Raw genomic sequence first — 17,572 nt, forward strand, 5'->3', positions numbered from 1 at the left:
TTTAAGTTATCGTAGCGTTGATAGCGCCGGTTACCGGCACATTTGAAGCTGTTAAACCTCCAGTATAATTAATCTTCAGTTCTTTGATCTCATCGATCAGGCAACTGGCCAGTTTATCTGCTATACGATCCAGAGCCGCTTCATGATCCTGCTCTTCCGTCTGCTCATACCGGAAAGCTTCAATAATTTTGTTTTTTAGTCTTGTTTTACTGAGTGCCATTTAATCTGCCTTTAAAAATGATTTAAACCTGTTTTCAATTGCAATAAATTCCGGTCTGTTGATCAGCTCAATCGTCGGTCCCATGTTGGTCGTAAATTTCATTGCCTTGATGGCAGATATAAGATCGAGTATCAAAGACCGGAGCGATTCATTCTCTTTTTTCAATAAAAACCCGTTTTTATCCATATCAAAAACAACATTGTCAATACAGACATATAATTCCGATAACTCACTGACAGCGCTTACAAACTGGAGTGTATAATCCTCCTCAATGGGAGTGACCAGGACAGTGGATCCGACGGCAGGCAGGACATACATTTTTTGCTTCTTATCATCAATGATGGCAGATAACCTTACATCGGTATGTTCTAGCTCACCGTCGTTGCAGACACAGGTCCCATTTGTACGATCTACCGATACCACGGTCATGATCGTGGTATCGGTATCCTGGCGCGTAGCGTTTTTCAATGCCTCCCTTAAACTCATAGTTTATTGCTGATACTTACCTTTCTGCGAGCACCACCTGTTCCAAAAGTGGTCACTACTTTTTTTATGAAATATTTGCCCTGGCGGTTGACATGCTTTTTGTCTATGATCTCTGCGGCCATGCCCCGGGTTGCATATGGAATTAAAAAACTGGTGACATCGCCGTCATAACCGTCATATTTTGCACGCTCCAGATGTGTTTTGGCCATTCGCTCCAGTGTGGCCTGATCAGTGATAGTCTTGGTTTTCACTTCGATCTTTTCACCGCCGTCATCACCCAGTTCAACTTTCAGCTTTTTGTTATCCTTGGTGGTCGATTCATAGACCACTTTGATTTTTTTATCGTCTGCAGTGCGAAATTCCAAGTTGTTTTCGACCAAATTGTAATTCAGGTCATATTTTACAATCTGCCCGATGTTATTGAGCTGCTGCAGCCCGCAATACAGTTCACCGGCATCATTCAAATAAATGCTCATGGCCATCTGATCTTTTATGCCCTGGAGTGCCTGAAGACCATTTACATTTTTAAGGATAAATTTTTCCAGCTTGACTTCAGGAATATTTTCAGCCAATTTTATTTCTGTGTCAGATACAATGCTCTGCAAAACTTCTCTAAGTGAAGTTTTGGATTTACTGAAGAGGCATTCTTTCCGTTTCAATAGCCAGGTCGCATCAACACAATGAATTTCCATTGGCACCCCCGCTTTGATCCGGTCAACGTATCCCTCGAATTCCACTTTTTCAAACTTTCCTTTATAGGCCAATGTGATTTTAACCGGATCACCCTTTTTGATGACTTCTTCCGTATACTTCAGTCCGCCGTTCTGTTTTACCAAAAATTTTGACGGCATTTTGATCACTGCAGTGTCGGAAATATCATCAACAGATTTTATGATCTCAATTTCATTGATCGCTGAAAACTTAAACGACCCGATTTCAAATGTGCCTCCCAGTATAAACATAACCTAACCTTTTAAGAAGTTGTTTCTTTCATTGAGTTCCGCAAAGAAATCCTGATCACTGACAGCAGTGATGGTATATTTCTGCAATTCCTGCTGACCCATCATGTCATCAAATTTGATACTGGTCAGAACGATACGCTGAATGTTAAATAAATCAAAGAACAGGTTTCCTATCACATCTAGGGCTTCGTTTTTATTGTAGAGTTCATTCAGTGATTTTACTTCTTCAGCCGGATAGGCTCCTGTCCCCATGATAATTCCTTTGATGTCGATCTGATAATCTTCAGTACTGATATATTCCTTCACTGTTCCTTTGCGCTCTTCACCCACTGTAGGCGTTTCCACAATCGTTTTTTGCGAATAAATGGTCACTAACGGTTCATTTGGAAATTCAGTGATTTCTTTTCCGGCCTGCACTGTCAAAGTCATAAAATAGGGTTTTCCCAATGACTGTGATTCATTTACGTTAAAGATATTGAACCGGGAAAATGCTGCTACCTGTTTACTGATCGATCCCCCAAATTCAGGAAAGGCTGCACCGATGTAGCCTAAGTGTGCCATAGCGGTCAGTTCACGTATAGAAAATGTGTTCGTTGCTCTGTTTATCATGTTGCCTGCATTGCTGATACTGACCCGATCAATCTGTTTAGTTCTTCTTCAATTATCGACCGCATTTTATTGGCACCTTCTCCTGTATTTACGGTATTGATCACAATCTGATCCTGCATTTTTGCGACATTGATCGTAATATTTGTCAATCTGGAGCCACCGCCTACGATGCCGTCACTTCCTTTTTTGGACTTTCCGGATCCATCTTTGTCTGATCCGTCTTTTCCGGGACCGATCTTGCTGCCATTTTTGATAAAATCGTCATAAGCGAGCGAACCGGTATCCTTTGCTTTGCCAACTTTCAGACTTTCTTTGAGCTTTGCGAAATCGTGTGAAAGTCCAGTCTTATCGATCGTAATACCAAAGTCTCTTTTTGCCAGCTCAAAATCTTTTTTCCGCTGTTCTGTCTGTGCTAGGTACATCTTTTCATTTTTGTACCCCTGACCTGCGACCCTTTCTATCTCTGCAGCAGCATCTGTTTTTACCTTTTCACCTATCTTTTTGAAAGCCCCGGAAAAGTCGCCCTGAAGAGCCAACGTTATTGCATCACCGACTTTGGTAAATGTTCCGATAATCTGCTGTGCCGTGTCTTTGGCCGATAGGTACATGAGCTGAAAACCAAGCTTGAAATTATTGATCCCATGCATAAAGTCAGCCTTGATCTGCTCCCAGGAAAGTTGAAACATCACTTTTAAGGCTTCCCAGGAATCAGCCCAGCCATCCGTGTAGTTAGTGACCAGGCCGATCGCGCTGATCAGAGCAACCAAGCCGATCACAACCCACCCGATCGGAGAAAGAGCGAATACCGCATTGAGCACACCCCATGCAATTGCTACCGTTGCGATCTCTTTGCCAAAAGGACTGAGCCAATTGATAACTGTGATCAGGCCAGTGGTAAACACGTCGATAAAGAGCAGTACCCCTCGCATGATCTTCCCAAAACTATCGAGTGCATCACCTGCAGTCTTAAACCCGAATATATTCCGGATCAATGTTTCCAGGGCTGATCCTACAGGCTGTATATAGGTCCACAGGATATTGAACCATCTGGAAATGACCGGAAGGTTTTCCTGAAGAAAACCAAGGCCGGAAGTGAGCAGGTCGAGAACCGATCCGAACACCTCATTTGATTCCCCGCCCACAGCGACAAGAAAACCCCACCACTGATCTTCCAGATTAGAGAGCCTTCCGCCCAAAGTTTTTGAAATAACATCCATCGAACCGGCAACCCCGGCCATGTTACCATATTCAAGGATTGCGTTCTTGATGGCCTGCTCGTTATTCTTGACGGTTTTGGTCACCCCCTTGAAAGAAAGCGAAACCTGATCCCCGGCTTTACTGGCCTTGATACCAAATTCCTTCAGACGTTCAAATTCCCCTGTCTGCGCATCCAGTATGGCTTCCACGAGCTGGTCGAACCCTTTTCCCTGCGAACTGGCCAGGTCCCCCAATTCGGTCAGTTCTGTTTTCGTCGGATAAATACCCCGGTTGATCAGCTTAATAAAGCCCCCTGTCAGTTCATTGAGCTGGTAAGGGGTATCAGCCGCGAACTTGGTCAGCAGTGCCATTGCTCCATTCCCTACATCCTGGGACTGGAAACTGTTGGCCATCACGGCCTGAAACTTTTCATATTCGGCACGGGCTTCCATGACCTTGTTTGCAAAGCCCATAATGGCAGCGGTCGTAAACGCGGCCAAAAGGAATCCCTTGAGTTTCCCCAAGGTTCCGCCCAGCGCCCGGCTATCATCGTCGACACGACGGATTCCGCGGCTCATACCCCAAAGCCTGTTCATAGCTACGCCCGCAGCCCTGGCAATACTTGTGATGCCTGTTGTAGCGTGGTCTCGTAACCTGATTATAAAGTCGTATCCGTTCATCCGTTAACTCTGTGATGCTCTTTTTTCAGCCTGACGGATGAAGTGCAGATCGAGCAAACGATCTGCCCATTCTTCATCTGACAGCTTTTCGGGGTTTTGAATATGTAGGTAATACCTGAGGTAGGCGTCCGCGATGCGATAATCCAGATCACCATATTCATAGGCTTCCGGATCTTCGGTGTCGATCACCGCGTCGACTAAAGCTTTTTTATGCTCGCAATTTTTTGCTTCTGCAGATCTTCGATTGCTTTGTACAATGGAAAACGGAGCTCTGCATTGTTCCGGTCGGCAAAAGCATCATCTTTTTCGATCACAACCATATCAAACAGATTTTCCTGTGTCACAAACGGTTTTCCTGATGGGTTTTTACGTTCGGCAATTTTAAGGTCATCCCGTGTGATGATCCTGATCTTACAGGTAGCCTCCCCGATAGTGATCAGGTAATTGCTGCCTTCCTTGATCACGATAGCATCATCATAATTGAAAAATGTTGGCATTTCCTTGACAAGAGGAACGAAATAACGGTCATCAGTTTTAACCTCTGCATCGCCGTCCAGCCATAAGGCACTGACCATTTCCTCGGTGAAACCGATTTCACCATTTTTTTGCATCGCGGTAAATGCTCTTTTCCAGTCCGTGATATTCGGCTCCCGTAAGTAAATGACCTTGTCATCTACCGGAATCATATAAACTCCACCATGTTTGGATTTCCATTCCTGGATCTGCTTGTCTGTAGCTTTCATTTTTGTTTTGCGTTATTGTTGTAATTTGACTTCTGTAAAGATGATAGGGAGCTCAACGATCATGTTTTTATCTCCCTGGCGCATTGATTTTTTAAATTCAGTGAATTCGACATTTTTAAGGATGTCCGTCACTGTCGGGGTTTCTGATGCCGGAACATAAGAAACAACCAGGTCAAAGGATAATGAAAGAACATCCTTATTTGGAGCGGACTGGATCATTGCTTCCAGCTCACTTTGCCAGATGGAGATCTTTCCCTCATAGCTATTGTTTCCCGATCCGATAGAATGCGGATTTGATCCACGGCCATAAATGGCTTCCTTTTCCCTCTTTTTTGTGTATTCCACTTCGGTGATCCCTTCGAGGATCCTACCGCCCAGAGCGATGCTGATATCGCTCCATGAATATTGCTTGCTTGAAAAATCCATACTATTGATTGTTTAGGGTTGTCGTAAAACCGATGTTGACTTCCACCTGTTTGGCATATCCCACCGGCTGTATCCGGATGGTAACCTGCATGACACCTGTGCTCAGGATGCTTTGATTTTCATCGATGAAACATTCCTGCCCCGAAATATTGCCGGCAGCTGTCATTGCTGAAAGTGCGTTTTCCATCTGTCCCTGCCAGGATTTGATGATTGCCGGATGAATTTTACCAAGTGGTGTCACGTTGATTTCATCCAATAGATTTTCAACTAGCGTTGCATAGGCAATAATGATCGCCTTATCCATGACCAGCCCCCGTGCCAGGGAGTTAAAATCATCGGTATCCTTTGTCAGGGTAACATCATCCGTGAAGAAATAGCCGCTCTTACCAACAAACGAACGCAGGAATACATAACCCTTATTGTGGATTGCATCCCAGGAAGTCTGAAGCGTTTCAACCTTTGCGCCATTGGTAAAATAAGCTGTAAGGCTTTCTATCGGTCCATCGGCAACGCGTCCGATATTGCGCTGTACAGGAGTCCTGGCCAGCCGCCCGAGCGCCAGACCTACGGAAGCCTCTTTGCTGCCATCATTATTTGCGATCAGGATCACGACACGGTTGTTTTCCGTTGTCTTGTAGCTTTTCAGATCGGCGACGACAGCTGAAAAGTTATTTCCGGAGATGATCACCCGGATAGGCATAAACCGCTCGGTATAGGTATCGGCCAGGGTCTGTGCTTTTATTACTGCAGTATGCACATCTCCGTCTAATCCATCTGTAATGACAGGTTCCGCCGCGGCCTTTTTGAGTGCACCCAGTACTCGGATGGCGCCGCCGGCAGCATCCAGTAATTTGGGAGCATACTGCCCGGTGATGTCGAGCATATTGGTATATGTCGTCGCATCGCTGACAAGCATAAACCATATTTCAGCCCCCTGTCCGGCTTCATTATAGAACTGTGAGAAAAAGTTATAGGCAAAGGCATTGGTACCCGCTGCAGTAATACCTAAATTTTCGATCTCAACAAGACTAAAAGCCTGATAGGCCGTATTGATCTGAACATTGTCCGCTACGGACACACCTGTCAATACGATACCAATAATCTTATCGCTCGTGACCAGCTGCTGAAGCAGGCCGCCATTCTGGATATTAAATTTTATATTGGGTAAATTCATCTTAAATGCTTTTATCTTTTATGGATTGAATGATTTTTACAGCATCGGCCCAGTCCAATTTCCCATCTGCGGTAATTTCTATCGCCAGTGCAGTTGCGAGCTTCAGACGTTCACCATTACGGTCTGCCCAGTCCATAGCCTGCAATATCTCAGAAACCTTCAGCACGATCTCATGCGGATCAGTCAGGTCGGCCACCTCTGCGAATAGCTTGAACTGCTTCAGAAAATCAGGGAGTCTCGCACGTAGCCAGGCTACGGCTGCATCATCCACTTTGTTGCTGGTCAGGGATACCAGAAAATCCGTTGCCGGATTATCCACGGCCTGATAGATCACATCGATCACTGTAACCGCAATGGATAATGCTCTCTTATAACCCGGTGAAAGGGTTGAAAAGATCGCCTTGATCTTTTCAACCAATTTTTTAATAAATTTTATCATCTGTTTTTTTATTGCTGTTACCATCTGGCCTTTGTGCCCCGGATATCGTAATGCACGAATCCCGGATAGATTCCCAGGCCGCCCTGAACCATTTTGCCTTCCTTGATCAACTTTTCGATTACAGCAGCCAATTGGTTCGGCGTGTAACCTTTTGCATTGATATCACCGGCTTCAGCTGTCAGGTGTTTGGAGTGCGGAACGCCGCCCACCGCTTTATTGTGGGAAGGAGTGCGATAGCCCGAACCGGTGACCGTAACAGGAACTCCGAGATAATCCCGGAGGACCTGAAGGTTCTTGGCCAGCTTGGTCACATTGCCATAATATTGCTTTGGCACCGGTGTCCCATCTTTACAGTCGAACTCTTCGAGTTTAAAATTTTTAGTTAGCTGCATTTGGTTCCTTGTTTTCTTCTTCTGGTTTTTCAGCTGGAGTATTCTCAACATCTTTTTGCTCCTGATCAGAATTTTCCGACTGAACCTCCACTACTGGCTGATCATCGGCTTTTTCCTGAACGTCTTTGGTGTTTTGTCCGCCGTCGTCTTTTGTTACGGTATCAGTGACTAACTGATCCTTTTCTTTAGCCGCTGGAGTTTTAGTGTTTTTTTCAGGTGCTTTCTTCCCAGCAGCTGCTGTTGTCTTTTGGGTGTCAGCTTTTTTATCCGTTTTGGATCCGCCTGCAGCATCCGCTGTTTTTTCTTCAGCAGCTGCTGTGGAAATAGAAGATTCGGTAAAAGTTTCCACTTCTTTTTCTTCCAGTGTCGAAGCGTGAGCAGTTGCGTGCTGTTTTTGAAGAAATAAGGTTCCATCGCTAGTTCCGAACAGTTCGGCGGTGCCGGGATTACTTTTAAAGTAATCACCGGCTCTTTCTTTAATTGATTTCATAATGCCGAATATTTTTAATAAAAAGCTGCCAAATATTTAGGTGCTGCGGCTCGGATATTTCCAACCAGTGCACGTTGTGCAAAGGATATAGTGTCCGCCTGACTGCCACTGGCTCCAAGTGTCGCATACATTTCTGTATCACCAAAACAGCGGAACACTTCATCTGTACACCACGCGAAAGATGCCCGTTTGTCTGTTGCATCCATAACAGCTCCGAAAGGCTTTTTCACCCCGGCATCTGTATAGATCGGATTTTGTGTATAGCTATAAATTTTGAAACCATAAGGGGTCTGACCTTTTTCGGCCAGGATTTCTTTATAAAGCTTCACATTCTCCTTGCGGATCTTAGCCATGTGGATCGGATCAAGACAAAAGTTTAAACCATCTGTTTTATCCAACTGTGCATAAAATAGCTGAATATCGATCAAAGCGTCTATTACACTATCATTTGCCCCCAATTTCAATATCTTATTGAATGCGTTATTAGCAGTAGGCGACCAGGCAAAGGCAGCGCGTTTACCGATATTTTTACCAAGGCTGATTTTATGACGATTGATAATGCTTGCTTTTCTATTGTATTGTAATTCCACTTCCTGAAGACGTCGGTGACGTGTCTGTTCAGTACTGTATGTTTTCAATACAACTTCACCCGGGATATCTTCTATGGTAGCAAAAGGTAAATCATCGTCGTTCCCCTCAAAATAATCCTCGTGCACTCCAGGTTCCACACCCGCTTCCGCTAAATGGAGTTTATTGTTTTCAACGAATTCTGACAGGTCAGTACTGGCACTTACAAAGCTCGTGTCCGGCACTGGGTTTTCCTTGATACCCGGAACCCAGATTTCCGTCTGAAGTCCCATAAATGCACCGCCGATTCCGAACGGTTTTACAAACTGCAGTCCGGTACCCACTCCAAAAACAACAGCAGTGGAGGCTACAGCATTAAAGCCTGCGAACGATAACGCCGTACCGATCAACATGGCCAATAAAAGATTGGCAAAAACTGCCTTTAAGGATAATTTGTTTTTCATTTCTGTTCGTTGGATTAGATTATAATTTGGGTTCCACATTGTACTCAGCCTTATACATGGCCTTGAATACTTCCGGCTCTTCATTGCGCAGACGGATCAGCTCATTCGGGTTTTCCTTGGATAACTTGACAAAGTCTCCTTTTTGATATTCCCCGCTTCCGGCAACTGGGATGTTTTTACCGTTTGAAACGAAATCTTTGACAAGTTTTACTTTGCTTGAAACACCGTTTTCACCTTCCTTTTCTGCGATAAGTCGGGACAGGGTGACTTTCTGTCCATTGAAATCAGATTTGAACGCAGATAGCTGTGCGTCTTTCAGGGCTTCAGGGATCAGGTTTAACTGGATAGCTTTTTCGACCAATACAGTTGCATCCTGCATCTGGCCCGTTTCTACTTCTTTCTTCAGGGTTTCAAGCTGCGTTTCCGCGGTCGTTTTACTGAGCTTCACCTTGGTGATCTCCGCGAGGATCGCGCTTTCATCTGCATCCGGGATCAGACCCAGTGCAATTGCAATTGTTTTAAAGGACATAGTTTTTGGATTTTGAATTTCTAGTTTTGAAAGTTGGACAGTAGATCCATTGCGGCTCAGCTTGAGCGCACCGTCGTTACCTCCGATATCGACGATTGAAATCTCGATCAATTTGCATTTGGTTACCGTTTCGTAGGACTGTCCCGGCAATAAATCTGAAGGCTCGGTACTCGTTGAAATAATATCCGCATAGATGCTGGCCATACGGATGTAACCACGTTCGACCTTCTCGGCGATCTTTTTTGCGAAATCGTCTTGAATATCAAATTCGATCTCTGCAATCAGTTTATCGCCTTCCTTGGATAGCGATAAACAGCGCCCGATTACTTCGCTGCCCCGCTCATCTTTCAGAAAACGGTCATGTCCGAAATAGACTACCGCATTTTTCATATACTGGACATAATCGATCCCTTCTGTTAGGACCCGGTATCCGTATGCATTGACATCGTTGGTATTTACAATGAATTTATGTGTCATCTTCCTTTGTTGATGAAGCAAAATTGACACGATTTTGGGCGTTAAAAAAATTGGCGATCAATGATTGTGAGCCTTTTAACAATCATTGTACAGGTATCTTACAATCCTTGATCCTGCTTTTTATCACCTGCTTAAATTGGTGGAGATTTGTGCTAAACACTAGATAAAAATGCAGGATTTTTTGATTGATGACGATATCCTGATCCAGGGCGGGGACCTTGTGATCGGCAATTCCGACAGGCAGCACCAGAAACATATCCTTATCGCACAGAAAGGTGAATACCGTCAGTTCCCGGAGCTGGGAGTCGGTATCAACAATATACTCAGCGGGGAGGATGCGACAAAAATGCTGATCGAAGCAAAAAGGAATTTTGAATACGACCGGATGAAGGTCAAAGAGCTACGCTTTACCGAGGAAAATACCCTGATTATTAATGCACCTTATACTGAATAATGGGAAAAGAGCTAACAGAAGAGCCTTTGGAACAGAAAAAAGGCCGAATGAACAATGCACAGCGTGACCGGAAGATGGCAGATGCAAAAGGAATGTATCTCAGAGGATATTCCCTACAGTCCATTTCAGATATGGAGACAATACAGGTCGGGGTAAAGACGCTGGCCAAATGGGCAAAGGACGAATGCTGGGAAGAGGAAAAACAGCTGCAGAATATTTCGCCCAATGAGATCAAGGCGATGATCCTAAAAAATGTGGCTGCCATCAAATCCGGAAAGGCCATGCCCTTTAAACCGGACGACATATCGAAACTGGCCGCCGCCTGGGAGAAAATGGATGACGCTAAAAAAAGAGCGGTATTTACGATGGAGGCTTTTGATGGCTTCATTGATTTTATGCTCGACAGAACGGCAAAATCCAAGGCTAAAAAAAGGGAAAGGGCATTGGAAATCCTAAAGGAGATCCGCGAACTGCAGGATGAATATTTGAACACACTGTTATGACCCAGAGCGAATACAAGATAGCCCTCGAAAAATACAGGGCCAAATCCAAATTTATCCGGGAACTGACCTATCAGAACATTGTGAAGGAAACGGCGGAGGAACAGGAAGAGCGGATCAAACATCTACTGCTGCCTGAAAACTACGGTGAATTTTTTGACTACTATTATGGTATAGGTTGCAGCATTGCATTGGCTGATGCTAAGACACCCCGGTTTCATATTGAGGATTATATCAAACTGTACAATGATCCTTTCATCAAACAGATGCGAAAGAAATTCCGTGGAGCAGGTAAGTCCATTCAATCCAATGTAGGAAATATCACCCATCTAAAGGAAAATGACGAATGCTTCTTTGGGTTGATCATCGGAATGAATGAAAAGTTTGGTAAGATCCTATTATCAGACTTGCAAGTTCACATGGAATCAAATGAGCGGTACATCAAGGATTTTGGTATGCAGATGAGTTATGGAGACTGGGCAGACGGTGAATTTGAAACAAACGACGGCAGGCATTTCAAGGCTCTCGGGTTAAATCAACCTTTCAGGGGATTGCGCTTTGGCTCGCATCGTCCAGATCTAGCCATTCTTGATGACTGTGAAGATATTGACAGGGCAACCCGTCCGGAGATGATCCGGAAGTATGGAAAGAAAGTAACCGGTGACCTAGTAAAAGCCTTCCATCGAAAAAGAGGACGTTTGATCGTCAACAACAATTATATCGTCAAGGAAGGACTGCTGGATTATTTCGAGGAAAAATGGAAAGCTAGTCCACATTATCATGATTCGGTCACGAATCTAGCTACAGCAAATATTACCCGTGAGAATTATAAAAAGATCAAATGGGAACCATCCTTTCCGGAACGTGACACCAAAGCGGATATCATACGAATCTTGAATGATGATGATTTCTATACCTCACAACGTGAAGACTTCAACAACCCCATAGATGAAGGTAAGCTGTTCAAAGCCGATCAGGTTCAATATACCCGAGTGGCGGATCATGAAGAATGGGATGCTATTCTGGATCACTGGGACTTGAGTTATACAGGAACTGGAGATTATAAGGCTGGTGTACTATTGGGGGTTAAAGGGATTAGGCTCACTGTCCTTGAAGTGTTTTGTCAAAAATGCGAGATCAACTCTGCAATGGAAGTCAGGTCGCAATGGGTAAAAAAGTATCTGCGTATGGGATACAATACCCTAGGTTTTTTTGATGCGACGGCAGCACAACAGGCAGTATATACACCCATCATTCTGCAATCTGCTGAGGACTGTGATTGTCCAAATATTCCAATTGGTCTACATCAAGAAGGTGACAAGCATAACCGAATTGCTGCCGGTATCCTAAATGCTTTATTCAGGAAGATATTATTCTGGGACGAGTCACTAAAGGTAAGATCCAAAGTGGATTTTGATCTATTTATGAAATGGTTCCTGGCATTTGAAAAAGGGATGGCTACTGGAGATGACCCTGCCGATACATTGGAGCGTGCAATCACACTGGCTCAGCAATATTTTGGATTCTCTAAGGATGAAGCTAACAACAATAACAAACCAAAAATAGGCAAAAAGAAAAAGAGGAGACTATGACACCAAAAAAAGAACTCTACCTGTCGATAAGGAACCAGATCGGTGCGATCGCAGGGATTGAATATATCGATATCAACCGGAACCAGTTCGGACCTGGAAAGGATAATTATCCCCAATACTATACCTCAAGCCTGATCAGGATCACCGGTATCACCTGGGAAACAATGGTCGAGCAGCGACAGGAAGGGCTGGCAACGATTGAGATCATCCTATATACATTGGACGGTTTTGCAGACCAGCTGTTCGGTACAGCAGATCAGGATGATGGTATGACGGAAATCGATCTGATCGATGAAATAGCAGATAAAATACAGTTTTTGGAAGGTGAAACCTTCCGGCCGCTTCAGCAGATGGATGAGGGATCTATCGACACGGATATCGACGGAATAATGGCTTACAGGATGACTTTCAATTGTCTGGTCTACCGTAAGACCGCTCCCCGTTACACCAAGATTCAGAACCCTTTTAAACAATAATTAAAAAGCATTTAAATGAGTTTTATAACCAAAGAAGAATTAAAGACCGTTTCCACTTTAGAAATAGTCAATCTGATCACAGGCACTGAGGATAGTATTGTTGAGGACATCATCGATGAAAGTGTTGAACTGATGGAAAACTACCTTTATCAATACTATGACACCGATACCATTTTCTCTGCCATTGGACAGGCCCGTAAAAAAATCGTTGTCCGGTTACTGAAGAAAATCGTGATCCATGAGATTTTCGTCAGGCGCAGCCGGGTGATGAACCAGACAGTCAAAGACGGCTACGATGAAGCAATAGCATTACTGGACAAAGCAGGATCAGGCGATATAAAGCTTGATCTACCATCAAAGATTGTGGACAGCGACGGCGATGGCGTTCCGGACAAAGAAGCGACATTTTTGAAACTGGGCAGCAATAAAAATTATCCTAACCACTGGTAATATGAATCTATTTGTCAAACTAAGGGGATTTATGCAGCGCGATCTCCCGGCTATCATTGAGACCGAAGGGCTCAATTTTATCAAGAAGAACTTTAGGGATCAGGGTTATACCGACCGAAGCTTTAAGAAATGGAAAGACCGAAAGACAGTCGATAAAAAAGGAAAAGATCTGACCAGGTACAGGACCAATAAGGTCGGCACGATCGGAACGCTTACAAAATTCGGACTGAAGCAAAATGGACGGGCCATTTTAACAGGCCACAGGACAGGGGGAAATAAACTTAAAAATTCATTTCGGGCACGTGCGACAGCTTCTGAAGTGAAGTTTTCGACTTCCAAAGAATATGCTGAACAGCATAACGAAGGAAAGGGACACATGCCCAAAAGGCAGTTTATCGGCAATTCAGCTTACCTCAACAATAAAATCAAGAGCAAGATCACTAGAACCCTAAACAATATTTTTAGAAATGGCTAAATCAACCAAATTGACAGGCAAAAACGTTTCAAGTGCCGTCAAAGCAGATATACAGAAAGCGACCAACCTGATGGTCGATATCATCAAGCGTACACGCTCGATCTGGCGAAAGGAAATCACAGACTGGCAGCGTGCACGCACCTGTTTTTATTCCGTGGACAATCCGCAGACCTATCTCATGCACGCGACCTACGATGATGCATTATTGGACGGTCACCTGACAGGGATCACTGAAGACCGTACACTGCGTAACATCAACAAAGATTATGGCTTCTTTGATCCTGATGGCAAACATGACGTGGAACGCAGCAAATTTATTGATAAGAAATCATGGTTCCGCAAATGTATCAAATATGCGCATGAAAGCACCTTTCGGGGGACAACGGTTATTTTGGTCAATGCAGAGACAAAAGGCACGATTGATGATGTGGAACTTATCGAGCGTGGATTGGTGGTACCACAGCGCGGACTGATCGTCAGCGACTATCTTTCCCAGAAGGGTATTGCCTATGGAGATTTTAGGGAAGTTTTACTGGAAGCAGAATTTTACAACCAGATCGGCCTACTGGAAAAGGCTGTTCCTTATACAATCCTAAAGCGTCATAGCTGGGGTTCCTGGGATGAATTTGAGGAACTGTTTGGGATACCGATCCGTATTGCTAAAATAGCCAGTCGTAGCGAGCAGGTTAAAAATGAAGTTGCCGGATGGCTGGAAGAAATGGGCAGTTCATCCTATGGTGTGTTTCCCCTGGGCACGGAAGTGGAGATCAAGGAGAATTCAAAATCCGATGCTTTCAACGTTTTCTATATGAAAATTAAAGCCCTTGACGCGGAACTTTCCAAATTGGTGCTGCACCAGACAATGACGACCGATAGCGGGAGCAGCAGGTCGCAGGGTGAAGTGCACGAAGAAACGCTAAAACAGGTGACAATGGCCGATGATCAGCTCATGCTTTCGTTTCTGAATGATATGCTCGTTCCGGCCATGCGCGCCAATGGCTACGATATCCCCGAAGGATATTGCATAGATATTGTTCCTACATTGGACGTAGACCGTCAGATCAAGATTGATAGCGAACTGATGAAAAATGGTTTTATACCGACCAGAGAATATGTAGAACGTGTATACGGTATGGAGGTAGAGTCAGTACCGGCGGATCGTGCTGCAGGTGGACAGCAAGCTATTGAAAAGGAGACCGAGCAGGGAAAGCAATAAACCTGCTCAAACTGCTTTACCGGACCCAGTGCTGCACCGTTAACCCAAATGTTGTCAGGCTGACCAAAGGAAAGGAAAAAAGTTTGGGCAGGTTGATCGAAAAATATATCGACCAGATTTTCGATGAACGGAATGTCGATCTGCAGACGCGCCAAAAGTTATGGGGGTTTTATAATGATACTTTCTCTGCAGGTATAACAAAAGCTTTTAAGAATAAAGGTAATATTACCGTGGAATCCGGTGATCTGGCCGAATTGCTGAAGGGAGATATCGCAAAATTCTCGGCATTCAAAGAGGATCATTTTCATGAGGCCCTGATCGACCTTATAAATAAAAAGGCGGGTTCGGTACCTACAAGGGCAGAGTTCAAAGCGGAGGCGATCAAACTGAATGAACTCTACAATCGCCACTGGCTGGACACCGAGTTCGACATGACCATTGCCAAAGCGCAAAGCGCGCTGGAGTGGAAAGATTATGAAAGCAGGGTTCACCTGTATCCTAACGTCAGATATATTGCAGTTGGTGACGCCAGAACACGGCCGCTGCACATGTCCTATGACGGCTTGGTCCTGCCTTTCCATCATTCTTTTTGGGTAAAGCATCTGCCGCCCTGGGAATATGGCTGCCGTTGTGGTACCGAGCAGACCGATGATGATGTTTCGGTTCCTGAAGGAGTTGATCTAAATATCAAAAATAAACCGGGTACTGGAGGAAATCCGGCGATCACAGGAAAGATTTTTGAAAACGATCATCCTTATTATCAGATCGGCAATGGTAGCACCAAAGATGTCGAAAAGAGACTGGAGAAATTTATTGACCAGGAAGATTATGAAATGCTCCGGAGCAATAGCGGCTGGGAAAAAGCATTTGAAGATATAAAAAAGGTAAAACTGGAGGATAAGTTTCCGCATGTGGTAGCAGAGGAATTAGCTACATTACACGATTACACCGGCTCTGGGTATAGTAAATTGAACCAGACATTATTTGCAGGGAAAACCACGGATTACTTTGGTGCATACGAAAGAATCCTGAACAAGACGCTTGAAAAGCTTCCTGTCAGTGAACAGAAAATACTCTTCCGTGGTGTTAGATACAACGAGGCTATTTTTAAACAGTATGCTGATAATATAGGTAAAGAAGTTATGCACGGAGGGTTTACCAGTAGCTCCACAGAATATGCTATCGCAAATAGTTTCTCAGGAGGTGATAAAATGATATTTCATATCGCACACAAAAGCGGGCGGACAGTAGGCGAAATATCAGCGTTTTCGGAAACGTTCGGCAGCTCCAGTGAATATGAAGTCCTGTTTAGATCAAAAACGAAATTTATTGTCAGGGGAGTCGAAAAGATAGAAGACAGATATGATATCTATTTGGAAGAAATTTGAGAACCTTCCGGGATTTCACATTTACGCGAAAAATGGCGGCTTGTTTCTTCAAGTCGCTTTTTTTCTTCAGAAGACAGCTTACTGGTTCGTTTGCTGGATTCTTCCTGAAGCTTAGCACTCATTTTTTTCATTTCGTCAAGTGTCGCCATAGCACAAAGTTACGTAATAAAATTATATAAAATACAACAGTCTGGAAACAATTTAATTAACAGCGTAGCAGCCTTCCTCTTTCAGGATTGCTCTAACTGTACGCGAAGCAATAAAAAAGCGCTTTGCAGCTTCATCTTCCAGCGCGTCAAGGCGCCATTGGGGATGTTTCTTACAAAGTTCAGCGAAATAGATTTTAACAGCTTGATTGCGTTCCTTCAGTCGTTGTTTGGCCATTGATACAAAGATACAAAATATTGAATAACGAAAGAAGCCTGAATGTTTCCATTCAGGCTTCTCATTAATTTGTTTCTATAGGCTTTACTGGGCTTTCATCAGATGGTGTATCGTAAGTGAGATATGTATATTCATCCTGACGTGAATACCATTTAAAATGAAGCTCTTTAAATCTTAATCTATTAACCATTTCTCTCATACTTTCAGAAATTGTTTTAATATTTTTATTCGTTGCAAATGCGGCTCCTACCAACATTAACTTAGAACTGTTTTTACCCCTAATGCTAACTTCAATATCATGTTCCCACATCAGTCTATTTGAAATTTTAGCGTACGCTTTTCTTAATATTGGAAATTCTTTGCTTTGATAAACTGGCAATCTCTTTTTTATTTTTTTAACTAATGTGGTTATTGAATCTGCCTTTTCAGATTCAGCTTTTTCAAGGTCTTTATAAACACTTGCTAATAATGCGTATCTAAGATTAATTTCCGTTGCGTCTTTGGCATCTTTAGATATTGGGGTTGGATCCATACTGATTAAGTTATAAGAACCTTTTAACCTTTGACCGATACTCAGCTCTTTATTAACAGTTGTAGTATCGGTGCTTGTCGAATCCGATGAACTAGAACTGGAGTCACTTCCAGAGCACATTTTTGTAATTCCGCCAACAAATGCTAATCCAAAAAATATAGCAGCCATTAATAAACATCCTTTTGCCTTATTGGGTTTTTGTCCACTATTTCCGGTAGATGATTGATTGTTACTTCGATTCATTTTGCTT

The 17,572-nt window shown here is 43.7% G+C and carries 25 protein-coding genes; 8 read left to right on the plus strand and 17 right to left on the minus strand.

Annotation, left to right across the window (positions count from 1 at the left end):
• Position 1: 1 nt before the first annotated feature.
• From B4Z90_RS22625 to B4Z90_RS22690, 14 genes are read right to left on the minus strand one after another with little or no spacing between them, the layout of a single operon-like run.
• Positions 2–220: a hypothetical protein gene (locus tag B4Z90_RS22625; protein ID WP_286803340.1), complete on the minus strand. Its 219-nt coding sequence runs from the start codon at positions 218–220 to the stop codon at positions 2–4.
• Entirely contained in the window at positions 221–706 is a 486-nt protein-coding gene (locus B4Z90_RS22630) for a hypothetical protein (RefSeq protein ID WP_286803343.1), read from the minus strand. It abuts the gene before it with no gap.
• Positions 703–1,668, minus strand: a complete 966-nt coding sequence (locus tag B4Z90_RS22635) for a hypothetical protein (RefSeq protein ID WP_286803345.1) — start codon at positions 1,666–1,668, stop codon at positions 703–705. The genes B4Z90_RS22630 and B4Z90_RS22635 overlap by 4 nt, the downstream gene beginning before the upstream one ends.
• A 3-nt stretch (positions 1,669–1,671) precedes the next feature.
• Complete coding sequence (locus tag B4Z90_RS22640; RefSeq protein WP_286803346.1) at positions 1,672–2,277, minus strand: DUF6046 domain-containing protein; 606 nt, start codon at positions 2,275–2,277, stop codon at positions 1,672–1,674.
• On the minus strand, positions 2,274–4,154 hold the full coding sequence (locus tag B4Z90_RS22645) for a hypothetical protein (protein ID WP_286803347.1): 1,881 nt from the start codon (positions 4,152–4,154) through the stop codon (positions 2,274–2,276). Before B4Z90_RS22645 ends, B4Z90_RS22640 begins: the two co-directional genes overlap by 4 nt.
• Positions 4,155–4,157: 3 nt before the next feature.
• Positions 4,158–4,343, minus strand: coding sequence for a hypothetical protein (locus tag B4Z90_RS22650; protein ID WP_286803348.1), 186 nt, complete (start codon positions 4,341–4,343; stop codon positions 4,158–4,160).
• A gap of 8 nt (positions 4,344–4,351) precedes the next feature.
• Positions 4,352–4,897 (minus strand): hypothetical protein, encoded by a 546-nt coding sequence (locus tag B4Z90_RS22655; protein ID WP_286803349.1) that lies wholly within the window; start codon positions 4,895–4,897, stop codon positions 4,352–4,354.
• Between the two features lie 12 nt (positions 4,898–4,909).
• Positions 4,910–5,323: a hypothetical protein gene (locus B4Z90_RS22660; protein WP_286803350.1), complete on the minus strand. Its 414-nt coding sequence runs from the start codon at positions 5,321–5,323 to the stop codon at positions 4,910–4,912.
• Position 5,324: 1 nt separating this feature from the next.
• A complete protein-coding gene (locus B4Z90_RS22665) occupies positions 5,325–6,497 on the minus strand; it encodes a DUF2586 family protein (protein ID WP_286803352.1) in 1,173 nt (390 codons plus the stop codon).
• Between the two features lies 1 nt (position 6,498).
• Complete coding sequence (locus B4Z90_RS22670) at positions 6,499–6,936, minus strand: hypothetical protein (RefSeq protein WP_286803355.1); 438 nt, start codon at positions 6,934–6,936, stop codon at positions 6,499–6,501.
• 17 nt (positions 6,937–6,953) lie between these two features.
• Entirely contained in the window at positions 6,954–7,379 is a 426-nt protein-coding gene (locus B4Z90_RS22675; RefSeq protein ID WP_286803357.1) for a YcbK family protein, read from the minus strand.
• Positions 7,315–7,818, minus strand: a complete 504-nt coding sequence (locus tag B4Z90_RS22680) for a hypothetical protein (RefSeq protein WP_286803359.1) — start codon at positions 7,816–7,818, stop codon at positions 7,315–7,317. Before B4Z90_RS22680 ends, B4Z90_RS22675 begins: the two co-directional genes overlap by 65 nt.
• Before the next feature lie 14 nt (positions 7,819–7,832).
• The gene (locus B4Z90_RS22685; protein WP_286803360.1) at positions 7,833–8,849 is read right to left on the minus strand and encodes a hypothetical protein; all 1,017 of its coding nucleotides are present in this window, start codon (positions 8,847–8,849) and stop codon (positions 7,833–7,835) included.
• 19 nt (positions 8,850–8,868) lie between these two features.
• Positions 8,869–9,855 carry an HK97 family phage prohead protease gene (locus B4Z90_RS22690; RefSeq protein WP_286803362.1) on the minus strand — a complete coding sequence of 329 codons (987 nt, stop codon included), beginning with the start codon at positions 9,853–9,855 and terminating at the stop codon, positions 8,869–8,871.
• Between the two features lie 169 nt (positions 9,856–10,024).
• On the opposite strand from B4Z90_RS22690, the gene B4Z90_RS22695 reads away from it, so the two are divergent.
• The 8 genes from B4Z90_RS22695 (at position 10,025) to B4Z90_RS22730 (ending at position 16,406) form a co-directional block, all read left to right on the plus strand.
• Positions 10,025–10,309: a hypothetical protein gene (locus tag B4Z90_RS22695; protein ID WP_286768181.1), complete on the plus strand. Its 285-nt coding sequence runs from the start codon at positions 10,025–10,027 to the stop codon at positions 10,307–10,309.
• Complete coding sequence (locus tag B4Z90_RS22700; protein ID WP_286803364.1) at positions 10,309–10,812, plus strand: terminase gpP N-terminus-related DNA-binding protein; 504 nt, start codon at positions 10,309–10,311, stop codon at positions 10,810–10,812. The genes B4Z90_RS22695 and B4Z90_RS22700 overlap by 1 nt, the downstream gene beginning before the upstream one ends.
• Positions 10,809–12,401, plus strand: a complete 1,593-nt coding sequence (locus tag B4Z90_RS22705) for a hypothetical protein (protein ID WP_286803366.1) — start codon at positions 10,809–10,811, stop codon at positions 12,399–12,401. Before B4Z90_RS22700 ends, B4Z90_RS22705 begins: the two co-directional genes overlap by 4 nt.
• On the plus strand, positions 12,398–12,877 hold the full coding sequence (locus tag B4Z90_RS22710) for a hypothetical protein (RefSeq protein WP_286803367.1): 480 nt from the start codon (positions 12,398–12,400) through the stop codon (positions 12,875–12,877). Before B4Z90_RS22705 ends, B4Z90_RS22710 begins: the two co-directional genes overlap by 4 nt.
• Before the next feature lie 15 nt (positions 12,878–12,892).
• Positions 12,893–13,327, plus strand: a complete 435-nt coding sequence (locus B4Z90_RS22715; protein ID WP_286803368.1) for a phage protein Gp36 family protein — start codon at positions 12,893–12,895, stop codon at positions 13,325–13,327.
• Between the two features lies 1 nt (position 13,328).
• On the plus strand, positions 13,329–13,802 hold the full coding sequence (locus B4Z90_RS22720) for a hypothetical protein (RefSeq protein ID WP_286803370.1): 474 nt from the start codon (positions 13,329–13,331) through the stop codon (positions 13,800–13,802).
• Positions 13,795–15,018, plus strand: a complete 1,224-nt coding sequence (locus B4Z90_RS22725; protein WP_286803371.1) for a phage portal protein family protein — start codon at positions 13,795–13,797, stop codon at positions 15,016–15,018. Before B4Z90_RS22720 ends, B4Z90_RS22725 begins: the two co-directional genes overlap by 8 nt.
• A 92-nt stretch (positions 15,019–15,110) precedes the next feature.
• On the plus strand, positions 15,111–16,406 hold the full coding sequence (locus B4Z90_RS22730) for an ADP-ribosyltransferase domain-containing protein (protein ID WP_286803372.1): 1,296 nt from the start codon (positions 15,111–15,113) through the stop codon (positions 16,404–16,406).
• Here the strand turns inward: B4Z90_RS22730 and B4Z90_RS22735 are convergent.
• The 3 genes from B4Z90_RS22735 to B4Z90_RS22745 form a co-directional block, all read right to left on the minus strand.
• Positions 16,388–16,555, minus strand: coding sequence for a hypothetical protein (locus B4Z90_RS22735; RefSeq protein WP_286803374.1), 168 nt, complete (start codon positions 16,553–16,555; stop codon positions 16,388–16,390). The genes B4Z90_RS22730 and B4Z90_RS22735 overlap by 19 nt on opposite strands.
• A gap of 52 nt (positions 16,556–16,607) precedes the next feature.
• The gene (locus B4Z90_RS22740; protein ID WP_286803377.1) at positions 16,608–16,790 is read right to left on the minus strand and encodes a hypothetical protein; all 183 of its coding nucleotides are present in this window, start codon (positions 16,788–16,790) and stop codon (positions 16,608–16,610) included.
• A 64-nt stretch (positions 16,791–16,854) separates the two neighbouring features.
• Positions 16,855–17,565: a hypothetical protein gene (locus B4Z90_RS22745; RefSeq protein WP_286803379.1), complete on the minus strand. Its 711-nt coding sequence runs from the start codon at positions 17,563–17,565 to the stop codon at positions 16,855–16,857.
• Positions 17,566–17,572: the final 7 nt, after the last annotated feature.

Origin of the sequence: Sphingobacterium sp. UBA5639, assembly GCF_002421245.1 — a bacterium.
Classification (GTDB): domain Bacteria; phylum Bacteroidota; class Bacteroidia; order Sphingobacteriales; family Sphingobacteriaceae; genus Sphingobacterium; species Sphingobacterium multivorum.

Bases quoted from the DNA above. Each gene is read 5' to 3' on its own strand.
- B4Z90_RS22625 (WP_286803340.1), bottom strand. From the start codon at position 220: ATGGCACTCAGTAAAACAAGACTAAAAAACAAAATTATTGAAGCTTTC.
- B4Z90_RS22630 (WP_286803343.1), bottom strand. From the start codon at position 706: ATGAGTTTAAGGGAGGCATTGAAAAACGCTACGCGCCAGGATACCGAT.
- B4Z90_RS22635 (WP_286803345.1), bottom strand. From the start codon at position 1,668: ATGTTTATACTGGGAGGCACATTTGAAATCGGGTCGTTTAAGTTTTCA.
- B4Z90_RS22640 (WP_286803346.1), bottom strand. From the start codon at position 2,277: ATGATAAACAGAGCAACGAACACATTTTCTATACGTGAACTGACCGCT.
- B4Z90_RS22645 (WP_286803347.1), bottom strand. From the start codon at position 4,154: ATGAACGGATACGACTTTATAATCAGGTTACGAGACCACGCTACAACA.
- B4Z90_RS22655 (WP_286803349.1), bottom strand. From the start codon at position 4,897: ATGAAAGCTACAGACAAGCAGATCCAGGAATGGAAATCCAAACATGGT.
- B4Z90_RS22660 (WP_286803350.1), bottom strand. From the start codon at position 5,323: ATGGATTTTTCAAGCAAGCAATATTCATGGAGCGATATCAGCATCGCT.
- B4Z90_RS22665 (WP_286803352.1), bottom strand. From the start codon at position 6,497: ATGAATTTACCCAATATAAAATTTAATATCCAGAATGGCGGCCTGCTT.
- B4Z90_RS22670 (WP_286803355.1), bottom strand. From the start codon at position 6,936: ATGATAAAATTTATTAAAAAATTGGTTGAAAAGATCAAGGCGATCTTT.
- B4Z90_RS22675 (WP_286803357.1), bottom strand. From the start codon at position 7,379: ATGTTGAGAATACTCCAGCTGAAAAACCAGAAGAAGAAAACAAGGAAC.
- B4Z90_RS22680 (WP_286803359.1), bottom strand. From the start codon at position 7,818: ATGAAATCAATTAAAGAAAGAGCCGGTGATTACTTTAAAAGTAATCCC.
- B4Z90_RS22685 (WP_286803360.1), bottom strand. From the start codon at position 8,849: ATGAAAAACAAATTATCCTTAAAGGCAGTTTTTGCCAATCTTTTATTG.
- B4Z90_RS22690 (WP_286803362.1), bottom strand. From the start codon at position 9,855: ATGACACATAAATTCATTGTAAATACCAACGATGTCAATGCATACGGA.
- B4Z90_RS22695 (WP_286768181.1), top strand. From the start codon at position 10,025: ATGCAGGATTTTTTGATTGATGACGATATCCTGATCCAGGGCGGGGAC.
- B4Z90_RS22700 (WP_286803364.1), top strand. From the start codon at position 10,309: ATGGGAAAAGAGCTAACAGAAGAGCCTTTGGAACAGAAAAAAGGCCGA.
- B4Z90_RS22705 (WP_286803366.1), top strand. From the start codon at position 10,809: ATGACCCAGAGCGAATACAAGATAGCCCTCGAAAAATACAGGGCCAAA.
- B4Z90_RS22710 (WP_286803367.1), top strand. From the start codon at position 12,398: ATGACACCAAAAAAAGAACTCTACCTGTCGATAAGGAACCAGATCGGT.
- B4Z90_RS22715 (WP_286803368.1), top strand. From the start codon at position 12,893: ATGAGTTTTATAACCAAAGAAGAATTAAAGACCGTTTCCACTTTAGAA.
- B4Z90_RS22720 (WP_286803370.1), top strand. From the start codon at position 13,329: ATGAATCTATTTGTCAAACTAAGGGGATTTATGCAGCGCGATCTCCCG.
- B4Z90_RS22725 (WP_286803371.1), top strand. From the start codon at position 13,795: ATGGCTAAATCAACCAAATTGACAGGCAAAAACGTTTCAAGTGCCGTC.
- B4Z90_RS22735 (WP_286803374.1), bottom strand. From the start codon at position 16,555: ATGGCGACACTTGACGAAATGAAAAAAATGAGTGCTAAGCTTCAGGAA.
- B4Z90_RS22740 (WP_286803377.1), bottom strand. From the start codon at position 16,790: ATGGCCAAACAACGACTGAAGGAACGCAATCAAGCTGTTAAAATCTAT.
- B4Z90_RS22745 (WP_286803379.1), bottom strand. From the start codon at position 17,565: ATGAATCGAAGTAACAATCAATCATCTACCGGAAATAGTGGACAAAAA.